The sequence below is a fragment of the Streptomyces sp. NPDC002853 genome (genome assembly GCF_053591915.1).
The window spans coordinates 182,046-198,980 of the sequence record NZ_JBSFUS010000016.1; the positions used below are offsets into that span (position 1 = coordinate 182,046).

A 16,935-nucleotide genomic window follows, 5' to 3' on the forward strand; every position below is an offset into this window, starting at 1 on the left:
CGGACGGTGGTGACCGTCCGTCCGAAGCGTCACGCCATGACGCCGGTCAGTCGGCGATCGGGAGATACACGCGGTTTCCGGCCGCCGCGAACTCCTTGGACTTCTGGTCCATGCCCGCCTCGATCTCGTCCTGCGTGCCGCCGTGCTCACGCCGGATGTCGTGCGAGATCTTCATGCTGCAGAACTTCGGCCCGCACATCGAGCAGAAATGCGCCGTCTTCGCGGGCTCCGCCGGCAGCGTCTCGTCGTGGAACTCCCGCGCCGTGACCGGGTCGAGGGCCAGGTTGAACTGGTCCTCCCAGCGGAACTCGAAGCGGGCGTCCGAGAGCGCGTCGTCCCAGTCCTGCGCGCCCGGGTGCCCCTTGGCGAGGTCCGCCGCGTGGGCCGCGATCTTGTACGTGATGACGCCGGTCTTCACGTCGTCCCGGTTGGGCAGGCCCAGGTGCTCCTTGGGCGTGACGTAGCAGAGCATCGCCGTACCCCACCAGCCGATCATCGCGGCGCCGATGCCGGAGGTGATGTGGTCGTACGCGGGCGCGATGTCGGTGGTCAGCGGGCCGAGCGTGTAGAACGGCGCCTCCTCGCAGATCTCCTGCTGAAGGTCGATGTTCTCCTTGATCTTGTGCATCGGGACGTGTCCCGGGCCCTCGATCATGGTCTGTACGTTATGACGCTTGGCGATCGTGTTGAGTTCCCCGAGGGTGCGCAACTCGGCGAACTGCGCCTCGTCGTTGGCGTCCGCGATCGAACCGGGGCGCAGGCCGTCGCCGAGCGAGTACGTCACGTCGTACGACGCGAGGATCTCGCAGAGCTCCGCGAAGTTCTCGTAGAGGAAGCTCTCCTTGTGGTGCGCGAGACACCAGGCCGCCATGATCGAGCCGCCGCGCGAGACGATGCCGGTCTTGCGGTTGGCGGTCAGCGGGACGTACGGAAGGCGCACGCCCGCGTGCACCGTCATGTAGTCCACGCCCTGTTCGGCCTGCTCGATGACCGTGTCCTTGTAGATCTCCCAGGTCAGCGCCTCGGCCTGGCCGTCGACCTTCTCCAGGGCCTGGTAGAGCGGCACGGTGCCGATGGGCACGGGGGAGTTGCGCAGGACCCACTCGCGGGTGGTGTGGATGTTGCGCCCGGTGGACAGGTCCATGACCGTGTCGGCGCCCCACTTGGTCGCCCAGGTCATCTTGTCCACCTCCTCCTCGATGGAGGAGGTCACCGCGGAGTTGCCGATGTTGGCGTTGACCTTCACCAGGAACTTCTTGCCGATGATCATCGGCTCGATCTCCGGGTGGTTGACGTTCGCGGGGATGACCGCGCGGCCCGCGGCGACCTCCGCGCGCACGACCTCCGGGTCGAGGTTCTCGCGGATCCCGATGAACTCCATCTCGGGCGTGATCTCGCCACGGCGGGCGTACGCGAGCTGCGTCACCGCCTGGCCCCCGCGGCCGCGGCGCGGCTGGCGCGGGCGGCCGGGGAAGACCGCGTCGAGGTTCTTCAGACCGCCGCGCGGCGAGGTGTGCTTGATGCCGTCGTCCTCGGGACGGGGCGGGCGGCCCACGTACTCCTCGGTGTCGCCGCGGGCGATGATCCAGTTCTCGCGCAGCGGGGCGAGGCCCCTGCGGACGTCGGTGTCGATGGACTCGTCGGTGTACGGACCCGAAGTGTCGTACAGGGTCACGGCCTTGCCGTTGGTGAGGTGCACCTGGCGGACCGGCACCCGCAGGTCGGGGCGCGAGCCCTCGACATACGCCTTGTGCCAGCCGATGGACTTCCCGGCCTCGTCGCCCTGGTTCTGCGTCGAGGCAGGCGTGCGTGCGTCCGATGTGGTCATGAGACCTACTCCCTACGCCGGCATTACCCGGTAACAGGTTCGGCGGTCGACGCAGCGGATTCCGTACTGTTCGTGCACGTGTTGTGCCGATTCGTACGGAGGTCAGCGCCCTCTCAGCCCGGTGCTCCGAGCTCCCGCGATTGCAAAGGTGGCTCCACGCTAGCGTCATGTCGGGCGCGCTGAACAGAGGGCCCTCTCCGTTCTTGCGATGATCGGGCAGTGACCACCACACAGCCGCCGTCCCAGCCGCCCGTCCCGAACCGTCCTCCGGACCCGCACGGGCACTCCCACAGCCATGGTCCGGCCGCGCCGGTGTCGAAGCATCTGCGCAAGGTCATCGCCGCCGTGCTGATTCCTTTCGCCACGGCGGTGCTCGTGGGCCTCGTGGTGCTGTGGCCCGGTGGCGCGCCGGGCCATGAGCGCACCGGAGTCGGCTTCGACCGGCAGACGCAGTCGGCCGACGTGGCGAAGGTGCAGGAGCTGCCCTGCAAGGACGTGAACGCCTCGCAGACCCCGCCCAACGGCGACACCTCCACCGCCGAGGGCCAGTCCGCGGAGTCCCGCGCGAAGGGCATCTGCAAGAAGGCGACGATCGAGGTGACGAGCGGCAAGGACAAGGGCCGCACCTTCATCGAGATCGTCCAGCCGGACTCACCGCGGCAGTTGCGCCAGGGCCAGCAGGTGGTGGTCGCCTACGAGCCCACGGCCCCCGAGGCGCTGCAGTACTCGGTCACCGACGTGAACCGGAAGTTCCCCATGGCGCTGCTCGCCGGGATCTTCGCGCTCGCCGTCGTGGTGGTGGGACGGCTGCGCGGCGTCATGGCCCTGGTCGCGCTGGCGTTGAGCTTCCTGGTCCTCACGTTCTTCATCCTGCCCGCGATCCTGCAGGGCTCGAACCCGCTGGTCGTGGCGGTGATCGGGGCCAGCGCCATCATGCTGATCGCGCTCTATCTGTGCCACGGCCTGACGGCGCGTACGTCGGTCGCGGTGCTCGGCACGCTGATCTCCCTGCTCCTGATCGGGCTGCTCGGTTCGCTCTTCATCGGCTGGGCGTCGCTGACCGGCAACACGGACGACAACACCGGCCTGATCCACGGCCTGTACCCGTCCATCGACATGAGCGGCCTGCTGCTCGCCGGCGTCATCATCGGCTCCCTCGGTGTACTCGACGACGTGACGGTGACGCAGACGTCCGCGGTCTGGGAACTGCATCAGGCCAATCCCACGATGGGCTGGCGCGGTCTGTACGGCGCCGCCATCCGCATCGGCCGCGACCACATCGCCTCGGTCGTCAACACCCTGGTCCTGGCCTACGCGGGCGCCGCGCTGCCCCTGCTGCTGCTCTTCTCCATCGCGCAGAGCAGCGTGGGCACGGTGGCCAACAGCGAACTGGTCGCCGAGGAGATCGTGCGCACCCTGGTCGGCTCGATCGGCCTGGTCGCCTCGGTGCCGGTGACGACGGCGCTCGCGGCCCTGGTGGTCTCGGCCGACCGTACGGCCCTCACAGGCCGGACGGGAGGCGCGAACCACCCGGGAGCCACGGGCCACCCGGGAGCCGTCCACCCCGGCGCTGCCGACGCGCACGGAAACGGCGCGACCCGCGCCACACCCGCCCCCAAACAGGGCCGCGGCGGAAAGGGCCGCCGCCGCAAGGCCTGAGCCACGAGGGCTGAGCAGCGGTGCCTGAGCGGCGAGGCTAGAGCAGCGGGGCTTGAGCGGCGAGACCTGAGCGACGAGGCTCCGGGCCGTATCAGCTGATGCCATGAAATGCACCAATCTGCCGTACGGCTGCGCCTCTTGAGCTCGGAGGTCAGCCCGCGCTCTGCTCCTCGGCGAGGATCCGGTCCAGCGCCTCGTCCAGATGTGTCTCGAAGTCGGCGAGCGCCCGCTCCTGCCCCAGCGGAACCAGCTTGTCCGTCCGGTCGAGGAAGGCGAGCAGCGGCGGAATCCCCACCCGGAACAGCGCCTGGTCCGCGCCGACCTGGAGCCGGATGAGCACCTCGTCGAGCAGCTCGGGATCGGTGGGGGCGATGTGCACGTCCCCGTCTCCGCACGCCCCGCCCACCCCGTCGACCAGCAGCTCGCGACCGAAGGCCCAGGTGACGGGTGCGTCCCCGGGGAGATGGAAGGTCAACCGGACGGCGTAAGGATCGCTGGTCTCGTAACCCAGCTCCACCGGGATGCGAAACGACAACTCCTCGGAAACTAGGAAGCTCATCATGACCTCTGCCTGGACCGACTCGCGCATCGCCCGCCTACCCCGTCGCTAAAGCTCGACTGGCCAGGAACCAACTCCCTGACACTCATGGCATCTTGCTTAACGTACACATCAGATCACAAGGAGTGAGTTTTCAGATGCTGATAGAGAAAGCAAGTGTCCTTAGCAGCCTTCCGATCTCGCCCTGCAAACGCTCGGCCGCAGGCAGTAGACGGTCCGCCTGATAGGCCGGAACTGAAATCGCCATCGTCGCGGCCGTGTTACCCGCTGTGATCGGAATCGCGGCGCATACCGTCCCCAGCGCGTACTCCTGGTGCTCCACCACGGGCCGCATCCGGTCCATCGCGTCCAGGCGGCGGATGAATGTGCGGTCGTCACGGACGGAGTATCGAGTGATCGACTGCACCGGATAGCGCGAGAGGTGGTCCCGGCGCTGCTCGTCGTCGAGTTGGGCGAGCAGACATTGCCCGATCGCATGGGCGTGTCCGGTCTCGCGGAAGTCGGCCCATTCCTCCACCGCGGGATTCCCCGGCGTGTCCGCGACGGCCACGACCTCGATCTCGCCCTCGCGGTAGACGGCGAAGTAGACCGGCACGCCGATGGCGTCACGCCAGTGCTCCAGGGCCTCACCGATCATGCCGCGACGATTCTGCTGTGCCCCGCTCGCACTCAGCCGCTCGGCCGCCTCGCCGAGCACGAACACGCCCTTCTCCCGGCTCAGATAGCCCTCGTGCGTCAGCGTCCGCAGCAGGTGATACGCCGTGGGAAGCGCTAGCCCGGCCTCCCGTGCCAACTGTTTGGCGGGCGCCCCCTCCTGGTGCGCGGACGCGGCCTCCAGGAGGCGCATCGCCCGCTGCACCGAGCCAATGAGGGTCGGCGCGGCCGCAGTTGAGGCCGGGCCGGTCGACGACGCCGCGTACGAGGGGTCGTCGGACGGGATGCCGGCGGGTGTGGCGTCAACCGTGGCCAAGGTTCACTCCCGAAAACGGGTGGGGGTTCCGCCCGTGCCCGGGGCTACACGGGAGGGAGCGCAGTGCGCCCGCACGCGGGGCTCACCCCGCGTCGGTTTTCGGACTCTAACCGCTGGCCGCCGGACCAAGGCGCCGCACCAGGAAACTTCCCCCACCCGAGCGAACTGTTGCGGGAAGTCACCAATCGCTGCGCGAAGAGGTCGAGCCGGATATGAACTTCCGTACGACGTAGATGAGTCCACCCACCAGGGCGACGAAAAGCAGCGCCTTGAAGAGCAGGCCGACCACGAAACCCACGACGCTCGCTATCACGCCGCCGAACACGACCAGGGCGATGACAGGCACCGCGATCCACTTCACCCACCACGGCAATCCCGAGAAGATCTCCTGCGCAGCCATCGTCCTTACCTCTCTCCGCATACGTCCTGCTTCTTGCATTCGATGCTAGGGCGGCGGAGGGCCCGACGGGGGCCTCGCATCCCTTGTCCTCCCCTGATCCGCCCCCTAGGGAACCCCGAGGTCGCAGCCCCGAGAAGTCAGCCCTGCGGCGTACAGGACCAGCCCTCCACAGGGCTGCCGGCGGGGGACGATCAGCCCTCCGGCGGCGAGAAGACGACGAGCACCCGCAGGTCCTCGCTGATGTGATGGAACTTGTGGGCCACCCCGGCGGGCACGTAGACCACGCTGCCGCGCGCGACCTGGGTGGTCTCCATGCCGACCGTGATCGACGCCCGGCCACTGACGATCATGTACACCTCGTCCTGCTGGTGAGGCTGCTGCGGATCGGACTCTCCGGCGTCGAGCGCGTACAGCCCGACCGACATGTTCCGCTCGCGCAGAAACTGTAGATACGCGCCGTCGTTCGCGGCGCGCTCCGTCTCCAGTTCATCCAGCCGGAATGCCTTCATCGTCCTCGTACACCCCTTGCCCCAGCCCGCGAACCGGCCGTTCTGGCCGTCCGTCTGCAACGATCACACACATGAAGAATTTCGTAGTCAAGACGATCGCCAACGCGGCGGCCCTGGCCGTCGCCGTGTGGCTCCTCGACAAGATCACGCTGACCGGCGACAGCACGGGCAAGAAGACGCTCACGCTGATCGTCGTCGCACTGCTCTTCGGCCTGGTGAACTTCCTGGTCAAGCCGGTCGTGAAGGTGCTCACCTTCCCCCTGTTCATCCTGACGCTCGGCCTGATCACCCTCGTGGTCAACGCCCTGATGCTGATGCTCACCTCGTGGCTCGCCGACAAGCTCGACGTGAGCTTCCACGTCGAGGGGTTCTGGACCGCCGTCCTGGGCGGCCTGATCATCTCGATCGTGTCCTGGGCGATGAACGTCGTCCTGCCCGACGACAAGGACTGAGACCGCCCCATGGCCTTCTCCGTGTGCTTCGTGTGCACCGGCAACATCTGCCGGTCCCCCATGGCCGAGTCCGTCTTCCGTGCCCGGGTCGACGAGGCAGGGCTCGGTGGCCTCGTCGTGGTGGACAGCGCGGGCACCGACGGCTGGCACGAGGGGGATGGTGCCGACCCGCGCACCGTCTCCGTCCTGGAGGCCGCCGGCTATGAGAGCGATCACGTGGCGCGCCGCTTCCAGGTCTCCTGGTTCCCCCGGCTCGACCTCGTGATCGCCCTGGACGCCGGACACCACCGGGCCCTGCGCCGCCTCGCGCCCACACCGGCCGACGCGGACAAGGTGCGGCTGCTGCGCTCGTACGACCCCGTCGCCGCCGGGCTCGGCGAGCTGGACGTCCCCGACCCGTACTACGGGGACATCGACGGGTTCGACGCGTGCCTGAGAATGGTGGAGGCGGCGAGCGACGGTCTGCTCGACGCCGTACGCGAAGCAAGGGAAGGGCGGGCGGCATGACGGACTCCGCAGCGATAGCCGCAGGTGACGGCGCGGGAACGGGCACTGGGACGGGCGACGGCACGAGAGCGGTGCGGGCCGGGCTCCCCGAGCCCGTGAAGCACGAGCCGACTCTCCCCGGGCCGGTGTTCGCCGCGCACTTCCACCTGCCGGGCGAGCCCACCGGGCCGTACACCTACGGCCGGGACGACAACCCGACCTGGACGCTTCTCGAACAGGCCATCGGCGAGCTCGAAGCGCCGGACCAGGGCGGCGGCGGGGTCGCGGGCCCGGACGTCGAGACCTTGGTCTTCGCCTCCGGGATGGCCGCCATCTCGGCGGTGCTCTTCTCGCAGCTGCGCGCCGGCGACGCGGTGGTCCTGCCGGATGACGGCTATCAGGCGCTGCCCCTGGTCAGGGAGCAGCTGACCGCGTACGGCATCGAGGTGCGCACGGCCCCGACCGGCGGTGACGCCCAGCTCGACGTCCTGGACGGCGCCAAGCTGCTGTGGATCGAGACGCCGTCGAACCCGGGCCTCGACGTGTGCGACGTACGGCGCCTCGCCGACGCTGCACACGCGAGTGGCGCCCTGGTGGCGGTCGACAACACTCTGGCCACCCCGCTCGGCCAGCGTCCCCTCGAACTCGGCGCGGACTTCTCCGTGGCCAGCGGCACCAAGATGCTCACCGGCCACGGCGACATCCTCCTTGGATACGTCGCCTGCCGTGATGCGGAGCTGACCGCCTCGGTGCGGCGCTGGCGCAAGATCGTCGGGGCCATCCCGGGGCCCATGGAGGCCTGGCTGGCGCATCGTTCGCTCGCCACGCTCCAGCTCCGCGCCGATCGCCAGAACGCCAACGCCCTGGCTCTGGCCGAGGCGCTGCGCGCCCGCGACGAGGTGACCGGGCTCCGCTATCCGGGGCTGCCCGACGATCCCTCGTACAAGATCGCCTCGCAGCAGATGCGGCGCTTCGGGTGCGTGGTCTCCTTCACGCTGCCCTCGCGCGAGCGTGCCGACCGTTTCCTGGACGCGCTGCGTCTGGTCGACGACGCGACGAGCTTCGGCGGGGTGCGTTCTACCGCGGAGCGGCGTGGCCGCTGGGGCGGGGACGCCGTCGCGGAGGGCTTCATCCGCCTCTCCGCCGGTTCCGAGGACGCCGTTGACCTGGTCGCGGACGTGCTGCGTGCGCTGGACGAGTCAGCGGGCTGAGCGCCCTGCGTGCCCGCGGAGTGCTCGCGGCTAGTACCGGGCTACGCACAACGAACGGTCCGAGCCTCCCCCCTCGTGGCTCGGACCGTTCCGGTTCTGCGCGCGAAGAACCGCGCGAACAAGGCTAGTTGACTGTGTGTCAGTGTCCAATCACAGTAGCGACAGAAACCTATCGACATATTTATAGTTGGCCGCGGCCCGAGGGCCGGGAGGGGAGGGCGCCGCCGTGGATCTGGCCCTGCTGCGCACGTTCGTGACCGTGCACCGGGCCGGCTCCTTCACGCGTGCCGCCGCCTTGCTCGGCCTGTCCCAGCCCGCTGTCACCTCGCAGATACGGACCCTTGAGCGGCAGTTGGGCCGCCCCTTGTTCCTGCGCCAGGCGCGTGGCGTGTCCCCCACGACCATCGGGGACGAGCTCGCCCACAAGGCCGCGCCGCATCTCGACGCCCTGGTGGAGATCGCCGAGACAGGGCTCGAAGAGGACTCCTCGGTACGTACGCTCCACCTCGCGGGACCCTTGGAGTTCACCGCGGCTCGCGCGTTACCCGCTCTCGCCGCGCTGACCGGGCAGGACGGACAGGGCTTCGCGCTGCGGGCCTCGTTCGGGAATGCGGAGGAGGTCCTGGAAGGGCTCTCCGCCGGGCACCACGACCTGGCGATCACGACGGTCCGGCCGCGCGGCACCCTGCTCACCGCGACCCCGCTGTGCGACGAGGAGCACGTCCTGGTCGCGAGCCCTCGCCTGGCGTCGCGTATCGGCCCCGGCAAGCTGCGCCGCAAGGGAGCAGCGGTGCTGGAGAACCTGCCCGTCGTGGAGGTGCACGAGTCGCTGCCGTTGGTCGCCCGCTACTGGGCCGCTGTCTTCGACACCCGTCCGGCCGCATCGGGCGCCGTCATTGTGCCGGACCTGAGGGCGGTGCTCGCCTGCGTCTCCACCGGGGCGGGGCTCGCCGTGCTGCCGCGCTATCTCTGTGCGCCCTCCTTGGAGAGTGGCGAGGTCGTGGCACTGCTGGACCCGGCCGTGCCACCCCTGCGCACCTATTTCCTCGTCGTACGCACCGGCACGCTGGCCATGACACACATCGCGCGGGCGCACGAGTGGCTGCTGCGTGCTGCCGTCGACTGGGCTTGAGCAGGACTCCGGCTGGTTCACGATGTTTCACGTGGAACAGTCCGGGCCACATTCCTCCCATGACCGTCCGACCCGTGGTCAAGCGCACCGCCCGTGCCGTCCTGCTCGACGGCGACGACCTGATTCTGATCAAGCGGACCAAACCCGGCGTCGATCCCTACTGGCTCACCCCTGGTGGCGGCGTGGAGCCCGAGGACGCGACCGTCGTCGACGCGCTCCATCGTGAGGTGCACGAAGAGCTCGGCGCCAAGATCTCCGACGTGGTGCCCTGCTTCGTGGACACCGTCGAGCACATCGGCGAGGACGGCGGCGCGACCGGCGTCAAAGTCCAGCACTTCTTCGTCTGCCGCCTGGAGTCCATGGACGCCTCGCTGCGGCACGGCCCGGAAATGGAGGAGCCGTGCGGCGAGTACGAGATCGTCCACGTGCCCTTCACCCGGGTCGGGATCGCCTCGGTGCATCTCGTACCGCTGTCCCTGCGGCACTACCTTGACGGCAACATCGAGGGAGTACGCGCGATGCACGCCCCTGATCTGGGCTAATCGCCCGCGGCGACCAGTTCCTCGACAGAGTCGTGGCGGATGCGGCCGGCCGGGATGCCGATGTCCCGCAGCGCGTCCACTCCACTGCGGATCATGCCGGGCGGGCCCGAGAGGTAGGCGTCGTACTCGTTCCAGGGGCCGTACTCACGCACGGCATCCGGGAAGTGGGCGTGACCGTCCACGACCGGGCGGACCGAGAGCCAGGGGTGGGTCTGCTGGAGTCGCAGCATCGTGTCGATGTCGTACAGGTCGTGGTCGCTGCGGGCGCCGTAGAAGACCTCCACCGGCCGCCGTTCGCCATGCTCGGCGACATCCTCGACGAGCGCCTTGATGGGAGCGATGCCGGTACCTCCGCCCAGACAGAGCAAGCCGCTGTCGGTCGTGTGGTCGACGGTCATCGAACCGGCGGGCGCGCCGAGCCGCAGTACATCGCCGGGACGTGCGTGATGCACCAGGGCGTTGGAGACCCACCCCGCGGGAACGGCCTTCACATGGAACGAGAGCAGCCCGTCGGAGCGCGGCGCCGACGCGAACGAGTAGTGCCGCCAGATCCGCGGCCACCAGGGCGTCTCCAGGCTTGTGTACTGGCCTGCGAGGAAGGGGTAGGGCTGATCGGGCCGGACGGTGACGACAGCGATGTCAGGCGTCCTGAGGTCGTGTGAGACCACCTCAGCCAACCACCAGGCGGGCGCGCGCAGTTCGTCCGCGGCAGCCGCGTCGATCATGATCTGGGAGATCGTCGTATACGTGCGGACCCAGGCGGCCTCGGTCTCCTCGTCCCAGACCGCGCTCGCGTACCGGCTGAGCGAGCCGATCAGGCATTCACCGACGGCCGGGTAGTGCTCGGGCCGCGTGCCGTACTTGCGGTGTCCGCGCCCGAGGTTCTTCAGGTACGCGGCGAGTACGTCGTGGTGGTCGATGTGTTCGGCCGCTGTCAGCAGCGCCTTGAGCAGCCGGTCGCGCTGGGTGTCCATCGCGGCGGGGAACAAGGGGCGCAGGTCGGGATGCCGGGTGAAGAGCAGCGCGTAGAAGTACGAGGTCACCTTGTCGGACACGGGCGCTATCTCGGCCATCGTGCGCTGGACGCGGATCGCGTCGGGGGACCCCGAGGGGGAGGAGGGCTTCCGGGGCTCGGGTATGCGCTCGGAGCGCAGCTGGGGGTGAGGTTCCGGGGCCTGAAGGGTGCCGTGCGTCGCGGTCGGTGCGGGCGCCTGTGCTGCGGGGTCCTGTGCTGCGGCATCCCGGGCTGCGGCATCCCGGGCTGCCGGTATTCGCTCCTCGGCTGCGTGCTCGCGTACGACCGCGTGGTCAGGTGCGTCGGCGTGCTCGGGTACCTCGGCGTGCTCGGGTGCGGCCACGCGCTCCGGCTCAGGCGCGGGCCGGGCTTGCGGGCCGGGCGCCCCGGGCCTGCCCACCGGACGTATGGCGGACACCCGGCGTCCCTCGGTCGCCTCGGGCTCACCGCCCTCGGGCCCTGTCGGCTGCTCGCCGCCCTCCGGCGGCTTCGGCGCCTTCCGTGGGGTGAACCAGCCGCCTCCACCGCCGCTGTCACCGGCAGTCCCGTTGCCCGCCGACGTGGTGGTCGGAGCGTCCATGCTGTGCCTCGCCTCGAACATCTCTCAGTCGGTCCGTGCACTTCCCTGAAGGAAGCCGCTTGCTTTCCCCGCTCCGCCTCGGCAGCCAATGTGGCCACATTGAACCTCGGATTACCGGACCCTACGGACAAGTAGGCAATAAATGTGACATTGCCCGCAGCTACCTCACCGCAGCGTCCCATCCCCCACCGTGACGCCGGTCGCGTAACGGAAAGTTCAGGTCTTCGATCTCTTCGTCCCGTTAGGCTTCGTTGACCTCCGCCCGCGCCCCCCTGGGGTGCGCTGAGATGCACCCGGCCCGAACCGGACTCGACCATACCGGCAGCCGTCCGGCGCACAAGTCCCGCCGCCCTTCACCGGGAATTCAGGGATCTACGCCTTCCAATTGCCCCAATTACCTGGCGCCACGCACCAATTCGTACGCCTTACGCAGATCACGCCCGACATAAGAGTGGGTGGCGAGCCCGACGAGCCGATGATCCGCATTGACAGCGACCGAAACAGGCACCGCTCCGAACAGCTCCACGTCCGAGAGCGAGTCGCCATAAGCGATGCAATCGGACTGCCCCACCCCGAACTCTTCACACAGGCGGTTCGCGATCTTCACCTTGGCCGCGGCATTGAGAATGCCCGTCGGATTCACCGGCTCGGTGAAAGGCACGGAGGGAAAACGCGACCCGTGCGCGGCATGCGCACCCCAGCCGAGCAGCCGCTCCACGAAGAACGACGGCGAAAGCGAGATCACCGCGCAGTAGTCGCCGCCCGCCCGGATCTCGGCCCAGGTCTCCCGGATCCCCGACAGCCACGGCGCCCCCTCGAAGGCGGCGGTGACCTGCGCATCCGTGAGATCCGCCCACAGGGCGTGCACCCGGTCCGCGTACTGGGGCGAGTCGATCCTCTGCGCCACGAAGTCCCGCTCCAGCTCCGCGATCTCCGCGTCGAGGCCGAGCTGGCGTGAGATCTCCACGGGAGCCGCCGTGCCGTGCAGCAGCGTTCCGTCCAAGTCGAAGAGGTGAAGGCGTGCCATGTACGCCGAGGCTAGTACCCGCGGTTACTCCCGCTGTCAGACGCCCTCGGCCGCCGCTCGCGGCACCGTGTTTCACGTGAAACTAAGCCGCCCCGCTCGCCGGGCCACCCTCGTCGTCCATGTCATCTCCGCTGCAGGCTGGCTCGGGCTCACGCTAGGCCTGCTCGCGCTTGCTTCCGCGGCCATCACCACGGATTCCGCCTCGGTCACCGAGGCCGCCGCCCGCTCCATGAAGCTCTTCGCGGACTGGCTGGTGCTGCCGCTCGCCCTGCTCACGCTGCTGAGCGGTCTACTGCTTTCCCTGGGCACTCCCTGGGGGCTTGCCAGGCACCGCTGGGTCTACACGAAGTTCTGGCTGACCTTGGCCACCACCGCCGCGTCGGCATTCGCACTGCGTCCGGGCCTCAACGACACGGTCGCCGTCGTTTCCTCGGGCGAGCCGGTGACGGATCCGACCGGGCTGATCGCCGGACCCATCGTCTCCTTGAGCGCCTATCTCTTCATGACGGTCATCTCGGTGCTCAAGCCCTGGGGTCTGACCCGCCGCGGCCAGAAGCGACGCGGCCAAATTCAACGTGCTTCTGCCCACAAACCGGTGGACGCCAAGGTCATGCGTCAGACAGCCTGAGCCGAGTGTCGACACCTTCCCTCTCCGCTCTGCCCATCCGCCGACTGACCCTCCGCGATCTCACCGCCTGCGCCGACCTGTCGCAGGATCGAGGCTGGCCACGCGAGGACCACAAATGGGGGCTCCTGCTCTCGGCCGGTACGGGCTACGGCATCGACGACCCCTCCGGTGACGGCCTCGCCGCCGCCTGTGTGGTCACCGAGTACGGACCCCAGGAGCGCCCCGGCCTCGGAGCGATCGGCATGGTCCTCGTCGCCGAACGCCACGCCCGCAAGGGCCTCGGCCGCCACCTGATGCGGTACGTCGTCGAGGGCGCGGGGACCACCCCACTCGCCCTCCACGCGACGCCGAACGGCCAACCCCTTTATGAGCAGCTCGGCTTCAAGACCACCGGTCGTGCCGAGATGGTCCGCGGCCGGTTCACTCCCGGCGGCTCGCTTCCGGATGTCGCCACCCGTCCGGCGACCGCGGAGGACCTGCCCGCGATCATCCGGCTCGACACCGAGGTCTTCGGCCTCGACCGCACGCACGTACTCACCCGGCTTCGCGCCTTCGTCGACCAACTGCGGGTCGCGGAGACGGACGGCACGATCACGGGTTACGCGGGTGCCTGGCCGAACATGGAGACCCATGTCATCGGCCCCCTGATCGCTCCGGACACGGAGACCGCGAAGGCCCTGATCGCCTCACTCGCCGAGGGCTCGGACCGGCCCCTGCGCACCGACATCGACGTACGCCATGAAGAGCTGCTCGACTGGGTGAAGGAACGCGGCCTGGAGCCGATCGCCTTCAACGCCGTGATGACGTACGGCATCCCCGAGCTGCCCGGTGACTGGTCCCGTCGCTTCGCGCCGCTGACGGTCGCTGCCGGCTGACCGGAGAGCACGGCGAAGGCCCGCCTCCGGGCGCCTGGAGTATCCGGCGTCCGGAGGCGGGCCTCTGTGTACTCCCGCTGTCTTACTACGCGAGAGCCTCCACGGCCGTGGTGGCGAACCCGTGGTCCTGCTCGGGCGCTCCGCCGCCGACACCGATGGAGCCGATCAGCCGGCCGTCACGGTGTACCGGGACGCCCCCGGCGATGAAGAGCAGCGGCCGGTCGAGAGCGGTGGGGAGGGTGTGGAAGGGGCCGTCCGGCTTGACCAGGTCGACGAGTTCGGCGGTCGGGGCGTTGAGCTGCAGCGCCGTGTACGCCTTACGGGTGCTCGTCTCGCCGGAGATCAGGACGGCCCTGTCGTCGCGCCGGAACGCGAGCAGGTGGCCGCCCGCGTCGAGAACGGTGACGCTGACCGTGACACCGGCGGCCTCTGCCGCGAGGCGGGCCGCGGAAACGAGTGCCTCGGCGTCCTGTGTGGTGAGCGGGGCGACGGCGGGGGTGGTGGTGCTCATGGGGTTTCTCCTTGTGCGGTGGTGCTTCTGAGGGGGGGAAGGGGGTCAGTGGTGGACGGGGGTTGCCTGTTCGACGGGGGCGGCGCCCGCGACGACCAGGCTGGGAGCGGCCGAGCGGCGCTCGAGCGTGGCCGAGACGACGGCCAGGAGGAGTGCGGAGCCCGCCAGTACCGCGCCCACCCAGTTGGGGGCGGTGTAGCCAAGACCGGCGGAGATCACGAGGCCGCCGAGCCAGGCCGAGAGCGCGTTGCCGAGGTTGAAGGCGCCGATGTTCATGGCCGAGGCGAGCGTGGGAGCACCGGAGGCCTGGTCGAGCACCCGCTTCTGCAGCGGCGGCACGGTGGCGAAGCCCAGGGCGCCGATGAGCGTGATGGTCACGGCTGCCGCGATCTTGTTGTGCGCGGTGAGGGTGAAGAGGGCGAGCACGACGGCCAGCGAGCTGAGGGAGATGTAGAGCAGCGGCATCAGGGCGCGGTCCGCGAACTTTCCGCCGATCAGGTTGCCCGCGACCATGCCGAGGCCGAAGAGGACGAGAAGCCAGGTCACGGAGGAGTCCGCGTAGCCGGCGACGTCCGTCATCATCGGTGCGAGGTAGGTGACGGCCGCGAAGACTCCGCCGAAGCCGAGGATCGTCATCGCCATGGCGAGCAGCACCTGGACATTGCGGAAGGCGGCAAGCTCGTGGCGCAGCCGTACGCCCTCGGGCTTGGGCAGGTCCGGTACGAGCTTGGCGATGCCTGCCAGGCCGATGACGCCGAGCCCCGCGACAACGGCGAAGGTGGTGCGCCAGCCGAGGGTCTGTCCGACGAGCGTGCCGAGCGGCACACCGACCACGTTGGCCACCGTCAGGCCCGTGAACATCATGGCGATGGCTCCGGCCTTCTTCTGCGGTGCGACCAGTTCTGCCGCGACGACGGAGCCGATGCCGAAGAAGGCTCCGTGTGCGAGCGAGGCGACCACTCGTCCCGCCAGCATGACGCCGAAGGCCGGGGCCACGGCGGAGAGCAGGTTGCCCGCGATGAACAGGCCCATGAGCAGCATCAGCATGCGCTTGCGCGAGATGCGGGTGCCGAGGACGGTCATCAGGGGAGCGCCGAGCACGACTCCGAGTGCGTAGCCGGTCACGAGGAGACCGGCCGTGGGGATGGAGACGCCGAAGTCACCCGCGACCTCAGGGAGCAGTCCCATGATCACGAACTCTGTGGTCCCGATTCCGAAGGCCCCGATCGCGAGGGCCAGTAGCGCGAGAGGCATGGTTCTACCTTCCAAGACGGTTGCAGGTGCGCTTAGCTTGCGTCCACAATAGTTGCACACGCGGGTTACTTGCAACCGCTGGATATTGCACCGGTGGACTATCCTGGCCTCAGCAGCTCCGGGACGGAGGAACAAGAGCCATGACAGCGACGGACCCCGCACTGACCGCCCTTGCGCAGGGCTGGTGCGCGCTCTCCCTGCTCCACGGGAAGATCGAGACCCACATCGAGCGCGCCCTGCAGGCCAAGCACGACCTGAGCGTGCGCGAGTACTCCCTGCTGGACGTCCTCAGCCGCCAGCACGACGGGGAGGGCGGTCATCTGCAGATGAAGCAGGTCGCCGACGCCGTCGTGCTCAGCCAGAGCGCCACCACGCGGCTGGTCACCCGGCTCGAGGACCGCGGGCTGCTGTCCCGCTACCTCTGCCCCACCGACCGCCGCGGCATCTACACCGACGTCAGCGAAGCGGGCGCCTCCCTGCTCGCCGCGGCCCGCCCCACCAATGACACCGCGCTGCGCGAGGCGCTCGACGAGGCAGCACTCAACCCGGAGCTGGCGCCACTGGTCAGGGCCGTGGAAGCGGTGCGGGTCCCGGCGTAGGGCAGCCGGCGGCGCGGTGCTTCCCACTGGGAGCGGTGCGTCCCTTCAGGAACGGGTGCTTCCCGACAGGAACGGTGACCTCCCGACAGGAACGGTGGCCTCCCGAAAAATTGGGTGGCTGCATAGGCTGCGCCTCATGGGAGATCTTGAGATACGCCCGGCGGTCGCCGACGACATCCCCGCCATCGTGGAGATGCTCGCCGACGATCCCCTGGGCAGCACACGCGAGTCGCCGGACGACCTCACCCCGTACCTCGCCGCGTTCGAACGCCTCGCCACGGACCCGAACCAGCACCAAGTCGTCGCCGTACGCGAGGGACGCGTCGTCGGCACACTGCAGCTCACGATCGTTCCGGGCCTGTCCCGGAAGGGAGCCCTGCGGTCGATCATCGAGGGCGTACGCGTCCATGCGGACGAGCGCGGCAGTGGCCTCGGCACCCGCTTCATCGAGTGGGCCGTCGATGAATCCCGGCGACAGGGCTGCCAGTTGGTGCAGCTGACCTCCGATGCCACACGCACCGATGCCCGCCGCTTCTATGAGCGCCTCGGGTTCACGGCGTCGCATGTGGGCTTCAAGCTGCAGCTCTGAAGCTGCCGTTGATGTCACGCACTGGTGGGGTGTCGTGTTCGTGCTCCGACGCGAACCGCGCCCACGCCTCCTGGGCCGCCAGGTCGCCGCCGCCGGTGGCGAGGAACGC

19 protein-coding genes are annotated in these 16,935 nt (G+C 69.1%); 10 read left to right on the top strand and 9 right to left on the bottom strand.

The window, feature by feature from the left end:
- Positions 1-46: 46 nt before the first annotated feature.
- On the bottom strand, positions 47-1,828 hold the full coding sequence (gene thiC / locus ACWD02_RS37380) for a phosphomethylpyrimidine synthase ThiC (protein ID WP_451219597.1): 1,782 nt from the start codon (positions 1,826-1,828) through the stop codon (positions 47-49).
- Between the two features lie 219 nt (positions 1,829-2,047).
- Between thiC and ACWD02_RS37385 the strand changes: the two genes are divergently transcribed.
- Positions 2,048-3,487 (top strand): YibE/F family protein, encoded by a 1,440-nt coding sequence (locus ACWD02_RS37385; protein ID WP_451219600.1) that lies wholly within the window; start codon positions 2,048-2,050, stop codon positions 3,485-3,487.
- A 151-nt stretch (positions 3,488-3,638) separates the two neighbouring features.
- Here ACWD02_RS37385 and ACWD02_RS37390 read toward each other — a convergent pair whose 3' ends face one another.
- From ACWD02_RS37390 to ACWD02_RS37405, 4 genes are all read right to left on the bottom strand, one after another.
- Positions 3,639-4,076, bottom strand: a complete 438-nt coding sequence (locus ACWD02_RS37390) for an SsgA family sporulation/cell division regulator (protein ID WP_451219603.1) — start codon at positions 4,074-4,076, stop codon at positions 3,639-3,641.
- A 103-nt stretch (positions 4,077-4,179) separates the two neighbouring features.
- Positions 4,180-4,905: an IclR family transcriptional regulator gene (locus ACWD02_RS37395; RefSeq protein WP_451219663.1), complete on the bottom strand. Its 726-nt coding sequence runs from the start codon at positions 4,903-4,905 to the stop codon at positions 4,180-4,182.
- Between the two features lie 289 nt (positions 4,906-5,194).
- On the bottom strand, positions 5,195-5,416 hold the full coding sequence (locus tag ACWD02_RS37400) for a DUF5326 family protein (RefSeq protein ID WP_451219606.1): 222 nt from the start codon (positions 5,414-5,416) through the stop codon (positions 5,195-5,197).
- A gap of 191 nt (positions 5,417-5,607) precedes the next feature.
- Positions 5,608-5,925, bottom strand: a complete 318-nt coding sequence (locus ACWD02_RS37405) for a cupin domain-containing protein (protein ID WP_160506069.1) — start codon at positions 5,923-5,925, stop codon at positions 5,608-5,610.
- Positions 5,926-5,996: 71 nt separating this feature from the next.
- On the opposite strand from ACWD02_RS37405, the gene ACWD02_RS37410 reads away from it, so the two are divergent.
- The 5 genes from ACWD02_RS37410 (at position 5,997) to ACWD02_RS37430 (ending at position 9,748) form a co-directional block, all read left to right on the top strand.
- Positions 5,997-6,377, top strand: a complete 381-nt coding sequence (locus tag ACWD02_RS37410) for a phage holin family protein (protein WP_451219609.1) — start codon at positions 5,997-5,999, stop codon at positions 6,375-6,377.
- Positions 6,378-6,386: 9 nt separating this feature from the next.
- On the top strand, positions 6,387-6,884 hold the full coding sequence (locus tag ACWD02_RS37415) for a low molecular weight protein-tyrosine-phosphatase (RefSeq protein ID WP_451219612.1): 498 nt from the start codon (positions 6,387-6,389) through the stop codon (positions 6,882-6,884).
- A complete protein-coding gene (locus ACWD02_RS37420) occupies positions 6,881-8,074 on the top strand; it encodes a cystathionine gamma-lyase (RefSeq protein ID WP_451219615.1) in 1,194 nt (397 codons plus the stop codon). Before ACWD02_RS37415 ends, ACWD02_RS37420 begins: the two co-directional genes overlap by 4 nt.
- A 226-nt stretch (positions 8,075-8,300) precedes the next feature.
- Positions 8,301-9,206, top strand: coding sequence for a LysR family transcriptional regulator (locus ACWD02_RS37425; RefSeq protein ID WP_451219617.1), 906 nt, complete (start codon positions 8,301-8,303; stop codon positions 9,204-9,206).
- 59 nt (positions 9,207-9,265) lie between these two features.
- On the top strand, positions 9,266-9,748 hold the full coding sequence (locus tag ACWD02_RS37430; protein WP_451219620.1) for an NUDIX domain-containing protein: 483 nt from the start codon (positions 9,266-9,268) through the stop codon (positions 9,746-9,748).
- Here ACWD02_RS37430 and ACWD02_RS37435 read toward each other — a convergent pair.
- Complete coding sequence (locus tag ACWD02_RS37435; RefSeq protein WP_451219623.1) at positions 9,745-11,343, bottom strand: globin domain-containing protein; 1,599 nt, start codon at positions 11,341-11,343, stop codon at positions 9,745-9,747. The two genes, ACWD02_RS37430 and ACWD02_RS37435, sit on opposite strands and share 4 nt — an antisense overlap.
- A 394-nt stretch (positions 11,344-11,737) precedes the next feature.
- Positions 11,738-12,370: an HAD family hydrolase gene (locus tag ACWD02_RS37440; RefSeq protein WP_451219626.1), complete on the bottom strand. Its 633-nt coding sequence runs from the start codon at positions 12,368-12,370 to the stop codon at positions 11,738-11,740.
- Between the two features lie 76 nt (positions 12,371-12,446).
- Here ACWD02_RS37440 and ACWD02_RS37445 point away from each other — a divergent pair, with 76 nt between their 5' ends.
- The gene (locus tag ACWD02_RS37445; RefSeq protein WP_451219629.1) at positions 12,447-12,998 is read left to right on the top strand and encodes a DUF2269 domain-containing protein; all 552 of its coding nucleotides are present in this window, start codon (positions 12,447-12,449) and stop codon (positions 12,996-12,998) included.
- A 5-nt stretch (positions 12,999-13,003) separates the two neighbouring features.
- A complete protein-coding gene (locus ACWD02_RS37450) occupies positions 13,004-13,873 on the top strand; it encodes a GNAT family N-acetyltransferase (protein ID WP_451219632.1) in 870 nt (289 codons plus the stop codon).
- 85 nt (positions 13,874-13,958) lie between these two features.
- On the opposite strand, the gene ACWD02_RS37455 is transcribed toward ACWD02_RS37450, so the two are convergent.
- The gene (locus ACWD02_RS37455) at positions 13,959-14,384 is read right to left on the bottom strand and encodes a GlcG/HbpS family heme-binding protein (RefSeq protein ID WP_451219635.1); all 426 of its coding nucleotides are present in this window, start codon (positions 14,382-14,384) and stop codon (positions 13,959-13,961) included.
- Positions 14,385-14,429: 45 nt separating this feature from the next.
- The gene (locus ACWD02_RS37460; RefSeq protein WP_451219638.1) at positions 14,430-15,638 is read right to left on the bottom strand and encodes an MFS transporter; all 1,209 of its coding nucleotides are present in this window, start codon (positions 15,636-15,638) and stop codon (positions 14,430-14,432) included.
- 140 nt (positions 15,639-15,778) lie between these two features.
- On the opposite strand from ACWD02_RS37460, the gene ACWD02_RS37465 reads away from it, so the two are divergent.
- Positions 15,779-16,237 (top strand): MarR family winged helix-turn-helix transcriptional regulator, encoded by a 459-nt coding sequence (locus ACWD02_RS37465; protein ID WP_451219640.1) that lies wholly within the window; start codon positions 15,779-15,781, stop codon positions 16,235-16,237.
- 136 nt (positions 16,238-16,373) lie between these two features.
- Positions 16,374-16,826, top strand: coding sequence for an N-acetyltransferase family protein (locus ACWD02_RS37470; RefSeq protein ID WP_451219643.1), 453 nt, complete (start codon positions 16,374-16,376; stop codon positions 16,824-16,826).
- Positions 16,827-16,935: the final 109 nt, after the last annotated feature.